Source organism: Sulfitobacter sp. CW3 (genome assembly GCF_019392245.1).
Taxonomy (GTDB): Bacteria; Pseudomonadota; Alphaproteobacteria; order Rhodobacterales; family Rhodobacteraceae; genus Sulfitobacter.
Map to the genome: position 1 here is coordinate 133643 of NZ_JAHXRL010000007.1, position 15410 is coordinate 149052.

General features: G+C 56.2%; 14 protein-coding genes. All 14 read right to left on the minus strand.

Annotated features, from left to right (window positions below; genetic code table 11):
* Positions 1-18: 18 nt before the first annotated feature.
* The 14 genes from KZZ06_RS15740 to KZZ06_RS15805 all read right to left on the minus strand — a co-directional run bounded on the left by KZZ06_RS15740 (position 19) and on the right by KZZ06_RS15805 (position 15402).
* Positions 19-1074, minus strand: a complete 1056-nt coding sequence (locus KZZ06_RS15740) for an amidohydrolase (protein WP_219581073.1) — start codon at positions 1072-1074, stop codon at positions 19-21.
* On the minus strand, positions 1074-1946 hold the full coding sequence (locus tag KZZ06_RS15745; protein WP_219581074.1) for an acyl-CoA thioesterase II: 873 nt from the start codon (positions 1944-1946) through the stop codon (positions 1074-1076). Before KZZ06_RS15745 ends, KZZ06_RS15740 begins: the two co-directional genes overlap by 1 nt.
* A gap of 3 nt (positions 1947-1949) precedes the next feature.
* The gene (locus KZZ06_RS15750) at positions 1950-3908 is read right to left on the minus strand and encodes an acetoacetate--CoA ligase (RefSeq protein ID WP_219581075.1); all 1959 of its coding nucleotides are present in this window, start codon (positions 3906-3908) and stop codon (positions 1950-1952) included.
* Entirely contained in the window at positions 3905-5107 is a 1203-nt protein-coding gene (locus tag KZZ06_RS15755) for a serine hydrolase (RefSeq protein WP_219581076.1), read from the minus strand. Before KZZ06_RS15755 ends, KZZ06_RS15750 begins: the two co-directional genes overlap by 4 nt.
* Before the next feature lie 88 nt (positions 5108-5195).
* Positions 5196-5900, minus strand: a complete 705-nt coding sequence (locus tag KZZ06_RS15760) for an ABC transporter ATP-binding protein (RefSeq protein ID WP_219581077.1) — start codon at positions 5898-5900, stop codon at positions 5196-5198.
* Positions 5900-6661 carry an ABC transporter ATP-binding protein gene (locus KZZ06_RS15765; protein ID WP_219581078.1) on the minus strand — a complete coding sequence of 254 codons (762 nt, stop codon included), beginning with the start codon at positions 6659-6661 and terminating at the stop codon, positions 5900-5902. The genes KZZ06_RS15760 and KZZ06_RS15765 overlap by 1 nt, the downstream gene beginning before the upstream one ends.
* Complete coding sequence (locus KZZ06_RS15770; protein WP_219581079.1) at positions 6658-7998, minus strand: branched-chain amino acid ABC transporter permease; 1341 nt, start codon at positions 7996-7998, stop codon at positions 6658-6660. Before KZZ06_RS15770 ends, KZZ06_RS15765 begins: the two co-directional genes overlap by 4 nt.
* Positions 7995-8951, minus strand: coding sequence for a branched-chain amino acid ABC transporter permease (locus KZZ06_RS15775; RefSeq protein ID WP_219581080.1), 957 nt, complete (start codon positions 8949-8951; stop codon positions 7995-7997). The genes KZZ06_RS15770 and KZZ06_RS15775 overlap by 4 nt, the downstream gene beginning before the upstream one ends.
* 82 nt (positions 8952-9033) lie before the next feature.
* The gene (locus KZZ06_RS15780; RefSeq protein ID WP_219581081.1) at positions 9034-10278 is read right to left on the minus strand and encodes a branched-chain amino acid ABC transporter substrate-binding protein; all 1245 of its coding nucleotides are present in this window, start codon (positions 10276-10278) and stop codon (positions 9034-9036) included.
* A gap of 478 nt (positions 10279-10756) precedes the next feature.
* Complete coding sequence (locus KZZ06_RS15785; protein ID WP_219581082.1) at positions 10757-11554, minus strand: IclR family transcriptional regulator; 798 nt, start codon at positions 11552-11554, stop codon at positions 10757-10759.
* Position 11555: 1 nt separating this feature from the next.
* Positions 11556-12587: a phosphotransferase family protein gene (locus KZZ06_RS15790; RefSeq protein WP_219581083.1), complete on the minus strand. Its 1032-nt coding sequence runs from the start codon at positions 12585-12587 to the stop codon at positions 11556-11558.
* Positions 12588-12598: 11 nt separating this feature from the next.
* Positions 12599-13246 (minus strand): histidine phosphatase family protein, encoded by a 648-nt coding sequence (locus KZZ06_RS15795; protein ID WP_219581084.1) that lies wholly within the window; start codon positions 13244-13246, stop codon positions 12599-12601.
* A gap of 6 nt (positions 13247-13252) precedes the next feature.
* Positions 13253-14449: an acetyl-CoA C-acyltransferase gene (locus KZZ06_RS15800; RefSeq protein WP_219581085.1), complete on the minus strand. Its 1197-nt coding sequence runs from the start codon at positions 14447-14449 to the stop codon at positions 13253-13255.
* A 26-nt stretch (positions 14450-14475) separates the two neighbouring features.
* Entirely contained in the window at positions 14476-15402 is a 927-nt protein-coding gene (locus KZZ06_RS15805; protein ID WP_219581086.1) for an SDR family NAD(P)-dependent oxidoreductase, read from the minus strand.
* Between the last annotated feature and the right edge of the window lie 8 nt (positions 15403-15410).

Sequence of the window (15410 nt, forward strand, 5' to 3'; positions counted from 1 at the left end):
AAGACGCTGCCGTCCGCATCATGCGGGCGGCAGATTATAGACGCGCCGCGCCGTACCCGAAAACAGCGCCGTCTTTTCCGCCTCGCTTAGATGCGCTGACATCTTCTTGAACGCATTCCAAATCACCGGATAGCTGACAGCGGTGCGGTCCACGGGAAAGTTGCTTTCGAACATGCAACGGCTTGGCCCGAATACTTCCAACATATGCGCATACCACTTGCCCTGCACGTCGACGATCTCGTCTGATGATGGCGGCAGATCGCGGTGCATATAACCAAACCCGTTGTCCGGCATGCACAGACCGCCCAGCTTAGCCATCACATTGGGGCATTCAGCCAGCTCGGCCATGTGGTCTTTCCACGCTTTGAAAATCTCGTCTCGCTTGCCCTCGAACCGGCCAACGCCCAAGGGTGTGCCAAAATGGTCAAGGATCAGCGTCGTGCCGGGGACAGCGCGGGCCAGATCAAGGAATTCCTGATGCTGGTGGTGATAGTGCCAACTGTCCAGCGTCAGCCCGCGTTCACCCAAGATCGCCGCGCCGCGTCTGAAATCAGGGTCGCCATATTGGTTCGGCACACCGCGCCACGGAATGGCAAGGCTGGCAGGTTCCGGATCGCGCGCCCCGGAATTTCGGATGCCTTTAAACAGACCCTGGCCTGCGTCCTCATGGGCATCCAATGCCTCGTGCAGCCGCGCGGGGTCGAGCACGAGTTCGGTCTGCCCGATTATACCTGCAATCTTGGCCTGCCCGACACCAGCAGTCGCCGCCATCTGCGTTACTTCGCGGGTTTCGGCGACCGATTGCATATGCGCGGGCGCGTCCAAATCCCAGTAGGACCGGCATTCGATATACATGGTCTGCACAACATTGTGGCCTGACCCCGTGTCACGCCACAACGCGTCCATCTCATAGATTGCAGGGTTTTCATCGGTTCCGTGCCGCCAAAGGTGGTGATGCGGATCGACGATTTCACGGTCAGGGTCGATGATAGGTTCCTTGACCAACCCCAGCCAATCGTCACGCAATTCGATACCGGGGTGCCATCCCGGATAGCGGCCACCGGTCTGGGTCATCAGGTCTCTTTCTTTTTATAGGGGCGCATCAGGCCTTCTTGGGCCGTGCTGGCCGCCAACTGGCCATTTTGATTGTAGATCAACCCGCGGTTAAAGCCGCGTGCTCCGCCCGTGAACGGCGCATCAAGTTCGTAAAGATGCCAGTCGGAAAAATCGATGGGCGCGTGAAACCACATGGCGTGGTCAAGGCTGGCGGTCATCACCTTGCCCTGAAACCACGTCAGCCCGTGCGGGCGCAACGAAGATCCCAGCAGGTTCATATCTGACGCATAAGCCAACAAACATTGCTGCATGATCGGGGACTGGCCTTTGGCCGCTTCCATACGGAACCAAAGATAGTTTTTATCGGATGTCTTTTCAGGCTCGAACAGATCGCGCGGATCGACTTCGCGGATTTCGATGGGGCGTTCGCGCAGAAAATCATCGCGGTGCTTTTCGGGGATTTTCTGAATATAAGGTTCACGCAGGTCTGGCCGATCCAGCCAATGTTCGGGGCCTTTCACATCGGGCATTTGATGCTGATAGTCCCAGCCATCTTCTTCCACATGAAAGGACGCAGACAGGTTGAAAATCTGTTTGCCGTGCTGGATCGCGACAACCCGCCGGGTGGTGAAACTGCCACCATCACGGGCCCGGTCGACCTGATAGATTACCGGAATAGACGGATCACCGGGGCGAATGAAATAGGCGTGCAGCGAATGGCACATCCGGTCGGGCACCGTGCGATAGGCGGCCATTAGCGCCTGCGCGATGACATGCCCGCCAAAGATACGCGTGGTGGTTTCGCCGCCCGACCCGATGCCGCGAAACAGATCGACCTCTAGCTGTTCAACGTCGAGCAGTTCAAGCAGTTGGCGGGCTACGTCTGTCATGGGTTAGTCCTTTTGGGTCGCCCGTTTTGCGGCATAGGCGATATAGAAATCAAAGCTGTCCGGGTTGGCCATTGAATCGCGGTTCACGACCTTTTCGGGATCTTGGCCAAGCAACAGCTTTTTCACCGGAACCTCAAGCTTTTTGCCCGAAAGGGTGCGGGGTACTTCTGCGACCTCGATAATCTCGTTCGGGATGAAACGAGCGGATACGTTCTTGCGAATTGCTGCGTTGATCTTGTCCTTGAGCGCATCATCCACCGCCACGCCTTGGGCAGGAACAACGAACAGCGGCATAAAGCTTTCGCGGCCCAAGAATTCGAGATCGACGACAAGGCTGTCCATCACCTCGTCCAGACCTTCGACGGCCTGATAGATTTCGGCACTGCCAAGGCGCAGACCCTTGCGGTTGATCGTAGCATCCGACCGGCCATAAATCACCGATCCGCCTTCGGCGTTAATCTCGATCCAGTCGCCGTGGCGCCAGATGCCGGGATAGGTATCAAAATAGCTGTCGTGCAGGCGGCTGCCATCGTCGTCACCCCAGAAGAACAACGGCATTGACGGCAGCGGTTCGGTACAAACCAGTTCGCCGACGACGCCGGTCAATTCATTGCCGTCTTCGTCATAGGCCCGCACCGCATTGCCAAGCGCGCGACACTGCATTTCGCCGGCGCGCACAGGCATGCCCGGATGGCCCAGAACAAACGCCCCCGCCAGATCGGTGCCGCCCGAAATCGGTGCAAGCCAGAGGTCTTCGTTAACGTCGCGGTAAATCCAGTCATAGGCATCAGAGCTAAGCGGCGACCCAGTGGAGCCAAGCGATTTCAGCGCGCTTAGATCAACGTCCTCTCGCGGCTTAATGCCCGCCTTCATGCAGCCGCTAAAGAACGCAGCCCCTGCGCCAAAGAAATCCAGCTTTTCATCCGCGACGAACCGCCAGATCACGCCCATATCAGGATGGTTCGGTGCCCCGTCGAACATCGCGACAGTGGTACCTTGGCCAAGCGCGGTGAACTGCGAATTCCACATGATCCAACCGGATGATGTGAGCCAGCAATAGCGCCCGCCGCGTTTGAAATCATGGTGCAGCGATTGCTTGGCCGATTCCAGAATGATGCCGCCATGACCATGCACGATCGGTTTCGGGTTGCCCGTGGTCCCCGACGAATAAACGATCCATAGTGGATGATCGAAGGGCACTTGGGTCGAGGTATAATCGACCTTGTCATGCAGCAAATCATCCCACGCGATATGCCCCGCTGGCAGGTCTCCGGCAAACGGTACGGTCACGCATTGGATCAGGCTGGGCAGTTCCGCTTCGATCCCCGCCAAAATCTCGCGGCGGTCGATGGTTTTGCCTGCGTGAACATAGCCGTCTTGGGCGATCAGCACTTTGGGTTCGATCTGTTTGAAGCGGTCAAGGATCGCAACATGGCCCATATCAGGTGCGCATAGGGACCAGATGGCACCGATGCTGGCCGTCGCAAGAAAGGCGATCATCGCGGTTTCGGTATTGGGGAGCACGGCAACCACGCGGTCGCCTTTTTCAACGCCCATGCCGCGCAGACGTGCCGCAACACTGGCCACCTGCGCCCGCAGATCGGACCACGACAGTACCTTGCGGCCAAAGGTTTCGGACTGCACGATCAGCGCATCGCCATCCGGCTGGCTGTCGACATGTTTCATGATCTGATCGGTGAAATTCAGCATCGCGCCGGGGCACCATTCGGCACCGGGCATCTGACGTTTCGCCATCACTTTGGTGTAGGGTGCGCTGGCCTGAACGTCGAAGAATTCCCAGATCGCACCCCAAAAGGCATCCAGATCATCGACGCTCCACCGCCACATGGCGTTGTAATCGTCAAAGCTGAGCCCCTTGGTATCTTTCAAGAACCTTTCGAACCCGGCCATGGTTGATGCGTCATAGCGGTCATTCGCTGGTTCCCACAAGATTTCGTTCATGTCATTGCTCCGTGGATCAGCGCCTTGAGTTGGGGGCGCGCAGGATAGGAACTGGACGGTGCCAGTTGCGTGAAAAAGACGACGGATAGATCCAGCACCGGATCGACCCAAAAGAAGGTTGAGGCCATTCCGCCCCAGCTGAAATCACCGACGCTGGACGGCACGCGCACGCGACCCGGGTCCAGCACAACGGCCCCGCCAAGGCCAAAGCCCATCCCTTCCATCGGTTGTTCGGCAAAGCTGGCCGGACCCATCGATGCGATATCGCCGGGCAAGTGGTTGCGCATCATAAAGTCGAGCGTTTTGGGCGAAATCAGCCCTGCCCCGCCGGTGCGCAGCATTTCGGTAAACTTGAGGTAATCATCAATTGTGCCAACCAATCCACCACCACCAGAATGCATTTGCGCATTCAGAAACGGAGATTCTTCGGGTCGGTCAACGCAACGCAACGTGGGCTCTGCCGGTTTCGCTTCGTTCATGGCATAGGCACTGCCGGCAAGCGGCGTATAGAGCGCGGCAAATCGGTCTTCGGTGCCTTTAGGTACAGAAAACCGTGTCTCGTCCATGTTCAATGGCCCAAGGATTTCATCAACCAAGAACTGTTCAAGCGTCTTGCCCGATACCACCTCGACCACGCGGCCCAGCACATCGATGCTGACCGAATATTCCCAGCGACTGCCGGGTTGGAACGCCAGCGGCAATTCAGCCAAGCGGTCGGTCATTTCGGACAATGATCCCTGATCGGCGCGGAACAGAATATCGTGCTCATCCATCGCTTTGGCCAACACCCCGGGGTTGAACGGATAGCTTAGGCCCGATGTGTGTGTCAGCAGGTGGTGCAATGTTGGCGTCTGGCAAGGTTCGGTCTGGTCAATGCTGGTTGCCCCCGGAACAAGGCAGCGCATATCGGAAAAGGCAGGGATGAAATCGGACAATGGCGCATCAAGGTGAAACAACCCGCGTTCGGCCAGCATCATAATCGCGACCGACGTGATCGGCTTGGTCATCGAATAGATGCGCGCAATCGTGTCGCGTTTAAACGGCTTACCTGTCTCGACGTCGCGCTGGCCGGTAGCGTTAAAATACACCTCGCGGCCTGCTTGCGCGACCAACACGGAACACCCCGCAAATCGGTTGCGCGCCACATAGCTGTCCATCCAGTCGCCAATGCGGCCCAATCTATTGCTATCAAAACCCATAAAAAATCCTCCTAGGGCGCATCAGCGCCTCAGGAGGATGAGGCCGCCAATAGCGACGTTTTTAAACTTAGCTGAATTGCGCCGAGGATCAGACCTCGAGCCATTCCTTGCGCACATCATCGCGGGCTTTGAGATCAGCAGGCGTGCCTTCGAACACCACCTGACCGTGGCCCATTACATAGACACGATCCGCGATATCCATGGCAATCGAAAGCTTTTGTTCGACCAGCAATGTTGAAATACCGCGGTTTGCGATTTCTTTCAGCACCTCGGCGACCTTTTGAACCATCTGTGGGGAAAGCCCCTCGGTCGGTTCGTCAATCATCACCAGATCAGGGTCGCCCATCAGGGTGCGGCACATGGTCAGCATCTGCTGTTCACCACCCGACAGAACTGACGCTTCGACGTCAGCCCGACGATCAAGGTTTTCAAACATCTCGAACATGGCCTGCATCGACCAGCGACCTGCGCCGTCCTTTTGGCCCGGTTTCAGGCCCAGCGTCAGGTTTTGCCGTGTGGTAAGGCCGGGAAAGATATCGCGGTTTTCAGGCACATAACCGATGCCCATGTTGGCGATTTGAAACGCCTTCTTACCAGCGATTTCCTGACCCTGAAACTTGACCGATCCTTGCGGTTCGACTTCGCCCATGATGGCTTTGCAGGTGGTGGAACGGCCCACCCCGTTGCGCCCCAAAAGGGCGACGATTTCGCCCTCTTTTACATTCAGGTTCACACCCTGAAGGATGTGAGATTTGCCATAGTAGGCATGCATATCGGTGACTTCGAGCATCATTAGTGTTCTGCCTCCAATGCGGCGCCTAAGTAGGCTTCTTGAACGCGTGCGTCTGCGCGCACGTCTGCGGGTGCCCCGGTGGCGATGATTTCGCCGTAAACCAGCACCGAAATACGGTCGGCCAGACCAAAGACAACGCCCATGTCATGTTCAACCATGATCAACGTCTTACCAGCCGTCACCTTGAGGATCAGATCGGTGATGTAATCCGTCTCGGTGTTGCTCATCCCCGCTGTGGGTTCATCAAGCATGATGACATCGGCACCGCCAGCAATGGTAATCCCGATCTCGAGCGCGCGCTGTTCAGCATAGGACAACGTCCCGGCTGGCAGGTTGCGCCGTTCCAGCAGGTTGATCTGATCCAAAATGGCCTCGGCCCCTTCGGTCAGGTCGCGCTTGCTGTTGACCAGATGCCAAAAGCTGTACTTGTACCCCTGCGCCCAAAGCAAAGCGCAGCGTACGTTTTCAAACACGGTCATCGCCGGAAAGATGTTCGTGATCTGGAAAGACCGGCTTAGGCCTTTGCGGTTGATCTGGAAGGGTTCCAGCCCCGCCAGATTTTCACCATGCAGCTTTACCGTCCCTGCCGTCGGTGCAAACCGCGCGGTGATCAGGTTGAACAGTGTCGATTTACCGGCCCCGTTCGGGCCGATGATGGCGTGACGTTCGGCCTTACCGATGCTCAGATCAATGCCGCGAATAATCTCGGCTTTGCCAAAGCTTTTCTTGAGGCCGGTTAGTTCAAGGGCTGGTGTGCTCATGACGCGCCTCCTGCTGTGTTTGCTTCGTTCCACGCTTCCTTGAGGGAGGGTGCTGTGACCTTGGCGATGCCAAGCCCGATCACCGTAACGGCCCCTGCAATGATCCATGGAAGAACTTCGTGGCTGTTAAATGTCGTCCAAAAGAGCGTCATTTCGACGTCACCGGTGGCTGCGTGCCTGAAATGGAATGTCATTTCAACCAAAGCCGCCAAGCCCAAAAGCCCAATCGCGCCCGGTAGCAACGTCTTGATATAAGGCATCACGAGACCACTGGCCTTGCCCAGCTTGAACGCGGGTACGTGCATCATGATCAGTCCGGCCAAACCGCCCGGAAAGAACATCACCGTCGCCACGAAAAGCGTACCTGCATAAAACGCCCACAGCTCTGTCGAGAGGCTGAGAACCGTCTGCAGCAAGGTAAAGGCAATCGCACCGATAATCGGCCCGAAGAAGAAGCCAACGCCCCCCAAGAAGGTCACCAACAAGATCACACCCGAGGATGCGGTGTTCAGGTTCTCTTCGGTCAGGATTTCATAGTTGATCGCGAACAGACCCCCTGCAATGCCGCAGAAAAAGCCGGACGCGATGAAGCTATAGTAGCGGACCCATCGAGCAGAATATCCCAAGAACTGTGCCCGTTCCGGGTTGTCGCGGACGGCGTTTGCCATACGGCCAACGGGTGTGCGGCTCCACAGGTACATAAGTGCTGCAGAAATCACGAGCCATGCGATGGTGAGGTAGTACACTTCGATCTGCTGAAGGAATTCGACACCAAAGAACGGTTGCGCGTAAGTACGGTCGCCGCTGATCCCTTCTTCGCCGCCAAAGAAGGCCACGATGATAACCGAACAGGCCGCGATCAGTTCACCCACACCCAGCGAGATCATGGCGAACACTGTGCCCGCCGACCGCGTTGAAAACGAGCCTACAATCATCGCAAGGCCCATGCCGAACAAACCACCAAAGACAGGCAGGATAACCAGTGGAATTGTCTCAAAGAAATCCGACATGTTCATGATGTGCATACAGGCAAACCCGCCCACACCCGCATAAACCGCGTGACCAAAGGACAACATGCCCCCCTGCCCCAGCAGCATATTATAGGCCAGCGCGAACACGATGGTGATCGACATCTGGTTCATAATTGTCAGCGTAGAGTTATTTGTGAAAAACATCGGCAAGAAGATCAGAACAACAGTCGCGATCACCCAAGGGGCCAGCGTCAGTGTCATGGAACCTGCCCGCATTCTTTCGGACGGGTTGGATGGATCAGTGGTAATCTGATCTTTCTCGCGCGCGCCTTCCGGAACGTCGTGTTTAGGATCTGAAACTGTCATGACTGGCGCTTTCCGAAAAGACCTGCTGGGCGGAAGATAAGGATCAGCACCATCAGGATATAAGGTAGGATGTCAGCGATCTGCGGGCTTGTGAGGCTCCAGAAATCGCGAAAGACGCTGTCGCTCAGGTTTTCGGGCGTCGAAATCCCGATAGAGTTCAGCACGTCTTCCATTTCGATATTATACGATTTGGCAAAGGTCGTGATCCAACCGATCAGAAGGGACGCCACCAAAGCCCCCCAAAGGGACCCAAGCCCGCCGATGACGATGGTCACAAACACGATAGACCCAAGCACAAAGGCCATCCCCGGGAAGGTACCCAGAACAGGGCCGGCAATGACACCCGCCAGACCGGCCAGCGCCGTCCCGACACCAAACACACCCATAAAGATAAGCGGTACGTTATGGCCCAACGCCTCGACCGTGCGGGGATAGCTAAGAGCGGCCTGAATGATCATACCGACGCGGGTCTTGGTCAGAATATAAAGCAGCCCGATAAAGATCGCGATCGAGGTGAAGATCATAAAGATTTTATACGCCGGGATGGAGTTCCCTGAGATCGCGAAGGCGGTAAAGTTCAGCACTTCGGGAACCGAATAGGCCATCTGGTTTTTGCCCCAGACGAATTGAACCATTTCTTCAATCAGCAGGGCCAGCCCGAAGGTAAAGATCAGTTCGGGTACGTGGCCATATTGGTGGACGCGGCGCAGGCCATAGCGTTCAACACCGGCACCCAGAACACCCACCACAATCGGAGCGATCAAAAGCCCCATCCAGAAGCCAAGCGCGAGGCTGATCTGATAGGCGAAATACGCGCCAAGCATGTAAAAGCTGGCATGGGCAAAGTTAAGAACACCCATCATCGAGAAAATTAGGGTCAGACCGGCGGAAAGCATAAACAAAAGCAATCCTGTAACCAGCCCGTCGATCAGATTGACGAGAATGAGGTCCATTAGGCCCCTCCAGTAGAGTGGTGGTAAATGTAAGAGAAAATCGGCCCGTCAGGATATACCAAACGGGCCGGGAAAACGCGGGTTAAGGGCGCTTCATCTCGCATGTTGTTGCGCTGTCCATCGACGCCATTTCAACCGTGGATTCCGTCACAACGCCGAAGCCGGAGTTGTCATAGTCGAAATCAAGGTTCTCATCGGTGTGAACCGCAACGTGCATGTCTTGGATCGCTTGGTGATCCTGTGGGCGCATAAAGATCTTGCCGCCCCACATGCTGTCATACTCCATACCTTCCAGCTGGCCCGCAACAGCTACAACATCAGTTGCAGTACCTGCGGCAGTGATCGCTTTGGAAAGCATGCCGATAACGTTGAAGATGCGGCTTTGGTCAATGTTGCCTTCGGGGTATTTCGCCTCGAACGCTTCATATGTTGCGCGTGCTTCGTCGGATGCGATTGGGTTGATACCACCTTGGGAAATCAAACGAATGCGACCCTTGCCGCTTTCACCAAACGCACCAGTGATGCCGGAACCAGCTGCATAGTAAGTATAGATCGGACCGTTAAAGCCGTTTTCAATGACAGACTTACCCAGACCCAGCATGTCTGCGCCCCAGTTACCTGTGATGACCGCGTCGGCACCCGAAGATACGATTTTGCGTGCGTAAGGGGTAAAGTCTTTAACCTTGCCGATCGGGTGCAGTTCGTCGCCAACGATCTCGATGTCCGGGCGTTTTTCACCCAAGAACTGGTTCGCGGCAGCCGAAACAGCTTTACCAAAGGAATAGTCCTGACCAATCAGGTAGACCTTCTTGATGCCTTCATCAGCAGCAATAACATCGGTCAACGCGTCCATTTTGATGTCGGCGTTGGCGTCAAAGCGGAAGTGCCAGAAGTTACACTTTTCGTTTGTCAGAGCCGGATCAACAGCAGCGTAGTTCAAGAACAGAACGCGGCTGTCTGGGTTGCGGCGGTTATGCTTGTCGACGGCTTCGGTCAGCGCGTTCGCAACACCCGAGGAGTTACCCTGTACGATGTAGTGGATGCCTTGGTCGATTGCGACCTGCAACTGGATCAGCGATTCTTTCGGGCTGATCTTGTTGTCAAAGGCGACGATTTCCACTTGTTGGCCATCCAATAGGCCGCCATTCGCATTGACCATGTAGTCAGCGGCGAATTCGAACTGGTGCAGACCGTTTGTGCCGGTGCTTGCGAACGGGCCAGACAATGGGTCAATGAATGCAATTTTGATGTTTTCGGCAAAGGCAGCGCTTGCGCCCAAGACCAAAGAAAGCGCAGATACAGCGCCCAGTTTAGTGATGTTTTTCATTTTAATCCTCCCAAGGACGGCCCGGCGCTTTGATGCTTTTTATAGAATGCCAAGCCTTGGCCGGAGCCTTGCATAATGGCTTCCTTTGTCAAGCGACTCTATTCAAAAGTTGCGGCCAGAAGGGGCAGTTTATGTCATATGTTGCGCAATAAAATCCTTGCTCAATTTATGATCAAATTCACCGTTGTCGCCCAGTTTTTACGCGGCAAAGTCGTTAAGCTTTTGTTATTTATATCGTTTCCGCTGTCCCCGAAATTTGAGGCTCTGCAAACAAATTGGACAGCATCCTGACAAATGTCCGCCTGACGGATGAGCGAACTTTTTTTGCACTAAGGTCACTTTTTTTCATTGGTACGAATTGGGCGCGGTCAAAACCGCTATGGTATTCGCAACATGACACAATTTTCGCCGAAAGCGCGAAACCGCGCCAGGTTTTTCCCTTGATTCTAGTATAGGATACCAACGCGATCAGGTCCGGTTAAATCCGGATGCTGATAGCCTCTGCCGCCTTGATCAGACGTTTTGCATAGACTGTCTCAAGCTGCTTCTTTTTGACGTGAAAAGCAGGTCCGCCGATGTTCAGGCCATAGACAAAAGATCCGTTAGGCGAAAACACGGGCACAGCGATCCCGTTCACATCCGGGCGCCAGTCCCCATAGCTTGAGCAGAACCCTTTTTCCGCGAATTCCGTCACCGCCGCTGCATAGCTTTCGCGCCCACGCGTTTCCAGTGCAGCATCGGTTTGGGCAGCGATCGCAAAGGCCCGTTCTCGCATGGTATCGTCCATACCCACCATAATGGCGCGGCCAATCGCGGAATCGAACAATGGCAAACGTGACCCGACGCGCATCTGTAATGCGACGTCTTCGCGGGATCGTTTGGTGCAAATATAAACGACGTCCAGCCGATACGGTTCACCAATAGCGACCGTGATATAAGAGTTTGTCCCGTCCCGCAGCGCCTTCATCTCGTCGGCGGCGCGGTCGCCAATTTCCATGCTCGACAACACGCCAAAGCCCAGTTGCAGCACCCCCGCACCCAAACGGTAGGTGCCCGTGCGCGGATCGGCGACCAGATAGTCAAGTTCGCACAATGTGTGGGTCAATCTGGACACCGTCGCCTTGGGCAATCCGGTGCGTTCGGAAAAGTCGGTATTTGTCAGCGCGGATTCATTTTGGCGAAAGCATCGCAATACATCGAGCCCGCGCGCCAAAGCCGTGACAAAGTTTCTATCCTTTGTCTCTGACGGGTCGGTTGCGAACTCGTGGTTTGCCATTTTACTTTCTTTCCAACGCTTTCAATCCATTAGCGGCAAAGACGGGCACGTAGGCACCTACCTTCATCGCGCGTTCAGGGTTTGACGCGTTGCCATCCAGCGCCCGTTTTAGCACGCCCTGAATGATGCCCGCCATGCGGAAAAAGCAAAACGCCAGATAGAAACCAAAGTTATCGATCCCGTCCAATCCCCGACGTTCACAATATTTGGCGATGAATTCCTCGTCCGTCGGCACGCCCAGTGCGCGGCGATCTGCGCCGCCAAAACCGCGCCCTTCGGTGCCTGCTGGCATTTGCCACTGCATGATAACGGCGGCAAGGTCGGCATAGGGATGGCCGATCGTGGACAGCTCCCAATCCAACACCGCCAGGCATTTGGTGCCGTCTTTCTCGAACATCATGTTGTCGATGCGGTAATCACCATGCACCAGCGTGCGCTGGCCGTCATCGGCTGGAATGCTGGCTGTCAGACGGTCGATCAGCTCGTTCATTGCGGGCTGGTCTTCGGTCTCGGACGCGCGGTATTGCTTGGTCCAGCGGGCGATCTGGCGCTCGTAATAGTTTCCAGGGGGGCCATAATCCGCCAGCCCGACAGCATTGATGTCGACATCATGCAGCGCCGCCAGAACACGGTTCATTTCATCCATGATCCCGGCGCGCACTTCGTTGGTTTCTTCCGGCATGCGGGGGTCCATGAAATTGCGCCCGTTGATGTGGTCCATGATATAGAATGCCGACCCGATCACATCGTCGTCTTCGCACAGCAAATGCATCTTTGACACGGGCACATCCGTATCCTGCAACGCTTTTTGGACGCGGAACTCGCGGTCAACTGCGTGGGCAGATTTCAGCAAAACCCCCGGTGGCTTGCGGCGCAGCACGAAATTGCGGCTAGGTGTCTTCAAAAGGAACGTCGGGTTGGACTGGCCAGCCTGAAACTTCGACACCTCAAGCGGGCCTTCAAAGCCTTCAAGGTGTTCTTCCAGATAGGCAATGACCTTTGGAATATCGAGCGTTTGTGTATCGGTACTCATGAGTTCATCCCTTAACTATAGGTCAGCATGCCAGCGGCGTCGCCGGACATCATATGTGGTGTCGCGTTGAATTCGTGCAGGAAAAACGCCGAGTTTGTGAAAACGAATTTGGTGATCGACGTATTCTTGATCTGCAGGTTCAGGGTCATCATCATCTTATCCGGCGCGGCCAGTGAGGCCGCCGTCAATTGCCCGATCACCCCGCCCGAACTGACAGCCAATACGCGGTCGGCCCCGGTCGCACAGGCGGCAAGCCGCGCCGCTTCGACGCGGCCGGTGAACGTGCCCCAACTTTCGGTGGGGTTTTCGATCTCGTCTGCCTGCCATTGAAATACTGTCTCGCGCAGGGTGCGGAAATGAACCTTGCGGTCACCTTTGACCAGATCCGGTACTTCGCCTTTGTAGCGGGCGTTCAACAGGTCCTGAAAGTCGTATTCGTTGAACCCTGCGTGTTCTTCGCCCGCCTCGAAACCCATCGAGGCAAGCGTTTCTTTTTGGCGGGTCAGGGTGCCGGTGATCGTGCGATCCGGCACCCATCCCATATCACGAAGGGCCTGACCAACCGCCGCAGATTGCCGGTGTCCAAGGTCCGACAACTTGTCATAGTTGTCAGCCCCGAAAGACGCCTGTCCGTGGCGGATGACCAAAAGCTCTCCCATAGCTGTTTACAGAACCTCGAACAGGCCAGCAGCACCCATGCCGCCGCCAACACACATGGTGCAGACAACGTATTTGGCACCGCGGCGCTTGCCTTCGATCAGCGCGTGGCCAACCATGCGTGCGCCCGACATGCCGTAGGGGTGACCGATCGAAATCGCGCCGCCGTTTACGTTCAGCAATTCGTCAGGGATGCCCAGCTTGTCGCGGCAATACAGAACTTGCGACGCAAAAGCTTCGTTCAGTTCCCACAGGCCGATGTCGCTCATCTTCAGGCCATGCGCTTCGAGCAGCTTTGGCACAGCGAAAACCGGACCGATGCCCATTTCGTCTGGCTCACAACCAGCGGCCATTACACCAACGTAACGACCCAGCGGGTTCAGACCCTGCTGTTCAGCCAGTTTGGCCTCCATGATCACCGAGGCAGACGAGCCGTCAGACAGCTGCGATGCGTTACCGGCGGTGATGAATTTGCCCTCTTTGACAACCAGACCGTCTTTGAACACGGGCTGCAAACCACCAAGGCTTTCTTTGGACGTGCCGGGGCGGTTGCCTTCATCCTTGGCCAACGTGACCTCGTGGGACGAGATTTCTTTTGTCTCGCGGTCTTGGGTCATCATCGTTGTGGTCATCGCGACGATTTCATCGTCGAACTTGCCAGCCTGTTGCGCCTGATGGGTCAGCTCTTGGCTGCGCGCGGCGTATTCGTCTTGGGCTTCACGGCTGATGCCGTAACGCGATGCAACGTTTTCAGCTGTCTCAAGCATGGTAACGTACAGGTCAGGCATGTTTTCCTTAAGGAAAGGGTCTGCCTTGACGCGCATTTCGGGCGTTTGCACCATGGAAATGCTTTCGACACCACCACCGATTACGATGTCCATACCGTCCATCACGACCTGCTTGGCGGCTGTGGCGATTGCCATCATGCCAGACGCACATTGACGGTCCAGGGACATACCACCGACCGTGACGGGCAGGCCTGCGCGCATGGCAGCCTGACGAGCGATGTTGCCCGCAGAATGACCCTGCTGCAATGCCGCGCCAAACACGCAATCGCTGATTTGGTCAGGGTCAACGCCTGCGCGCTCAACGGCGTGCTGGATGGCATGACCGCCAAGAGCCTGAGGTGTGGTGGCATTAAATGCACCGCGATAGGCTTTGCCAATCGGGGTACGGGCTGTGGATACGATTACTGCGTCACGCATGGTGATCTCCCTTTAAATTTAGTCTCTTAGCTCCAATCCAGATCAAGACCTTGGGCCTTGGCTGCATTGAGTGCGTATTTCTTGGTTTGGCTAAAGGCATCGGTCAGCTCTTGCTGGCCTGCCGCGTCGGTAATTTGGTCAAAGGCCGCTGCAACACCTTCGGGGGTGTTGTCATCTCCGGTCAGCGTCACGCCTTCGGTCTCGTAGACGCGCGTTTGGGCAAAGCTGCCCGCCCCCGCGCCAAGGATGACCCGGCTGGGGCCGTCTTCGCTGACCAGATACAGCAGGCCCGGAGTGATGGTTTCAGGTGCCAGCAAAGCCTGTGCCTGTTCGGGCAGCAGGTCGGCGGTCATGCGGGTTGCCGCAGTGGGTGCCAGCGTGTTGACGCGGATATTGTCGCGCGCGCCTTCCAGATGCAGCACGTTCATCAGCCCCATCATCGCCGCCTTGGCCGCACCATAGTTGGACTGGCCAAAGTTGCCATAAAGGCCCGACGCCGACGATGTCAGCACGATGCGTCCGTATTTCTGTTGGCGCATGATCGGCCAGCATGCGTGGGTCACATTGGCAGAGCCAATCAGATGCACGTCAATGACCTTGCGGAAATCAGACATCTCCATCTTGGAGAACGTCTTGTCGCGCAAGATACCAGCGTTGTTGACCACGATATCAATGCGGCCCCATGCTTCCATGACCTTGGCGACCATATCGGCCACGCCAACCTCGTCCGACACATCGCAACCATGTGCCATCGCCTCGCCACCCGCATCGCGGATTTCTTGTGCCACGGCTTCGGCGGCGGTGGATGATGCCCCCTGCCCGTCTGTTGTCACGCCAAGGTCGTTAACCATGACGCGCGCGCCACGTGCAGCCAGCCCCAAGGCGTGACTGCGGCCAAGACCGGTACCAGCGCCTGTGACAATCGCCACGCGGTTATCAAATCGGATGTCCATCATAGGCC

Bases quoted from the DNA above. Each gene is read 5' to 3' on its own strand.
- KZZ06_RS15745 (WP_219581074.1), bottom strand. From the start codon at position 1,946: ATGACAGACGTAGCCCGCCAACTGCTTGAACTGCTCGACGTTGAACAG.
- KZZ06_RS15760 (WP_219581077.1), bottom strand. From the start codon at position 5,900: ATGATGCTCGAAGTCACCGATATGCATGCCTACTATGGCAAATCTCAC.
- KZZ06_RS15775 (WP_219581080.1), bottom strand. From the start codon at position 8,951: ATGGACCTCATTCTCGTCAATCTGATCGACGGGCTGGTTACAGGATTG.
- KZZ06_RS15780 (WP_219581081.1), bottom strand. From the start codon at position 10,278: ATGAAAAACATCACTAAACTGGGCGCTGTATCTGCGCTTTCTTTGGTC.
- KZZ06_RS15765 (WP_219581078.1), bottom strand. From the start codon at position 6,661: ATGAGCACACCAGCCCTTGAACTAACCGGCCTCAAGAAAAGCTTTGGC.
- KZZ06_RS15740 (WP_219581073.1), bottom strand. From the start codon at position 1,074: ATGACCCAGACCGGTGGCCGCTATCCGGGATGGCACCCCGGTATCGAA.
- KZZ06_RS15770 (WP_219581079.1), bottom strand. From the start codon at position 7,998: ATGACAGTTTCAGATCCTAAACACGACGTTCCGGAAGGCGCGCGCGAG.
- KZZ06_RS15800 (WP_219581085.1), bottom strand. From the start codon at position 14,449: ATGCGTGACGCAGTAATCGTATCCACAGCCCGTACCCCGATTGGCAAA.
- KZZ06_RS15750 (WP_219581075.1), bottom strand. From the start codon at position 3,908: ATGAACGAAATCTTGTGGGAACCAGCGAATGACCGCTATGACGCATCA.
- KZZ06_RS15755 (WP_219581076.1), bottom strand. From the start codon at position 5,107: ATGGGTTTTGATAGCAATAGATTGGGCCGCATTGGCGACTGGATGGAC.
- KZZ06_RS15805 (WP_219581086.1), bottom strand. From the start codon at position 15,402: ATGGACATCCGATTTGATAACCGCGTGGCGATTGTCACAGGCGCTGGT.
- KZZ06_RS15790 (WP_219581083.1), bottom strand. From the start codon at position 12,587: ATGAGTACCGATACACAAACGCTCGATATTCCAAAGGTCATTGCCTAT.
- KZZ06_RS15795 (WP_219581084.1), bottom strand. From the start codon at position 13,246: ATGGGAGAGCTTTTGGTCATCCGCCACGGACAGGCGTCTTTCGGGGCT.
- KZZ06_RS15785 (WP_219581082.1), bottom strand. From the start codon at position 11,554: ATGGCAAACCACGAGTTCGCAACCGACCCGTCAGAGACAAAGGATAGA.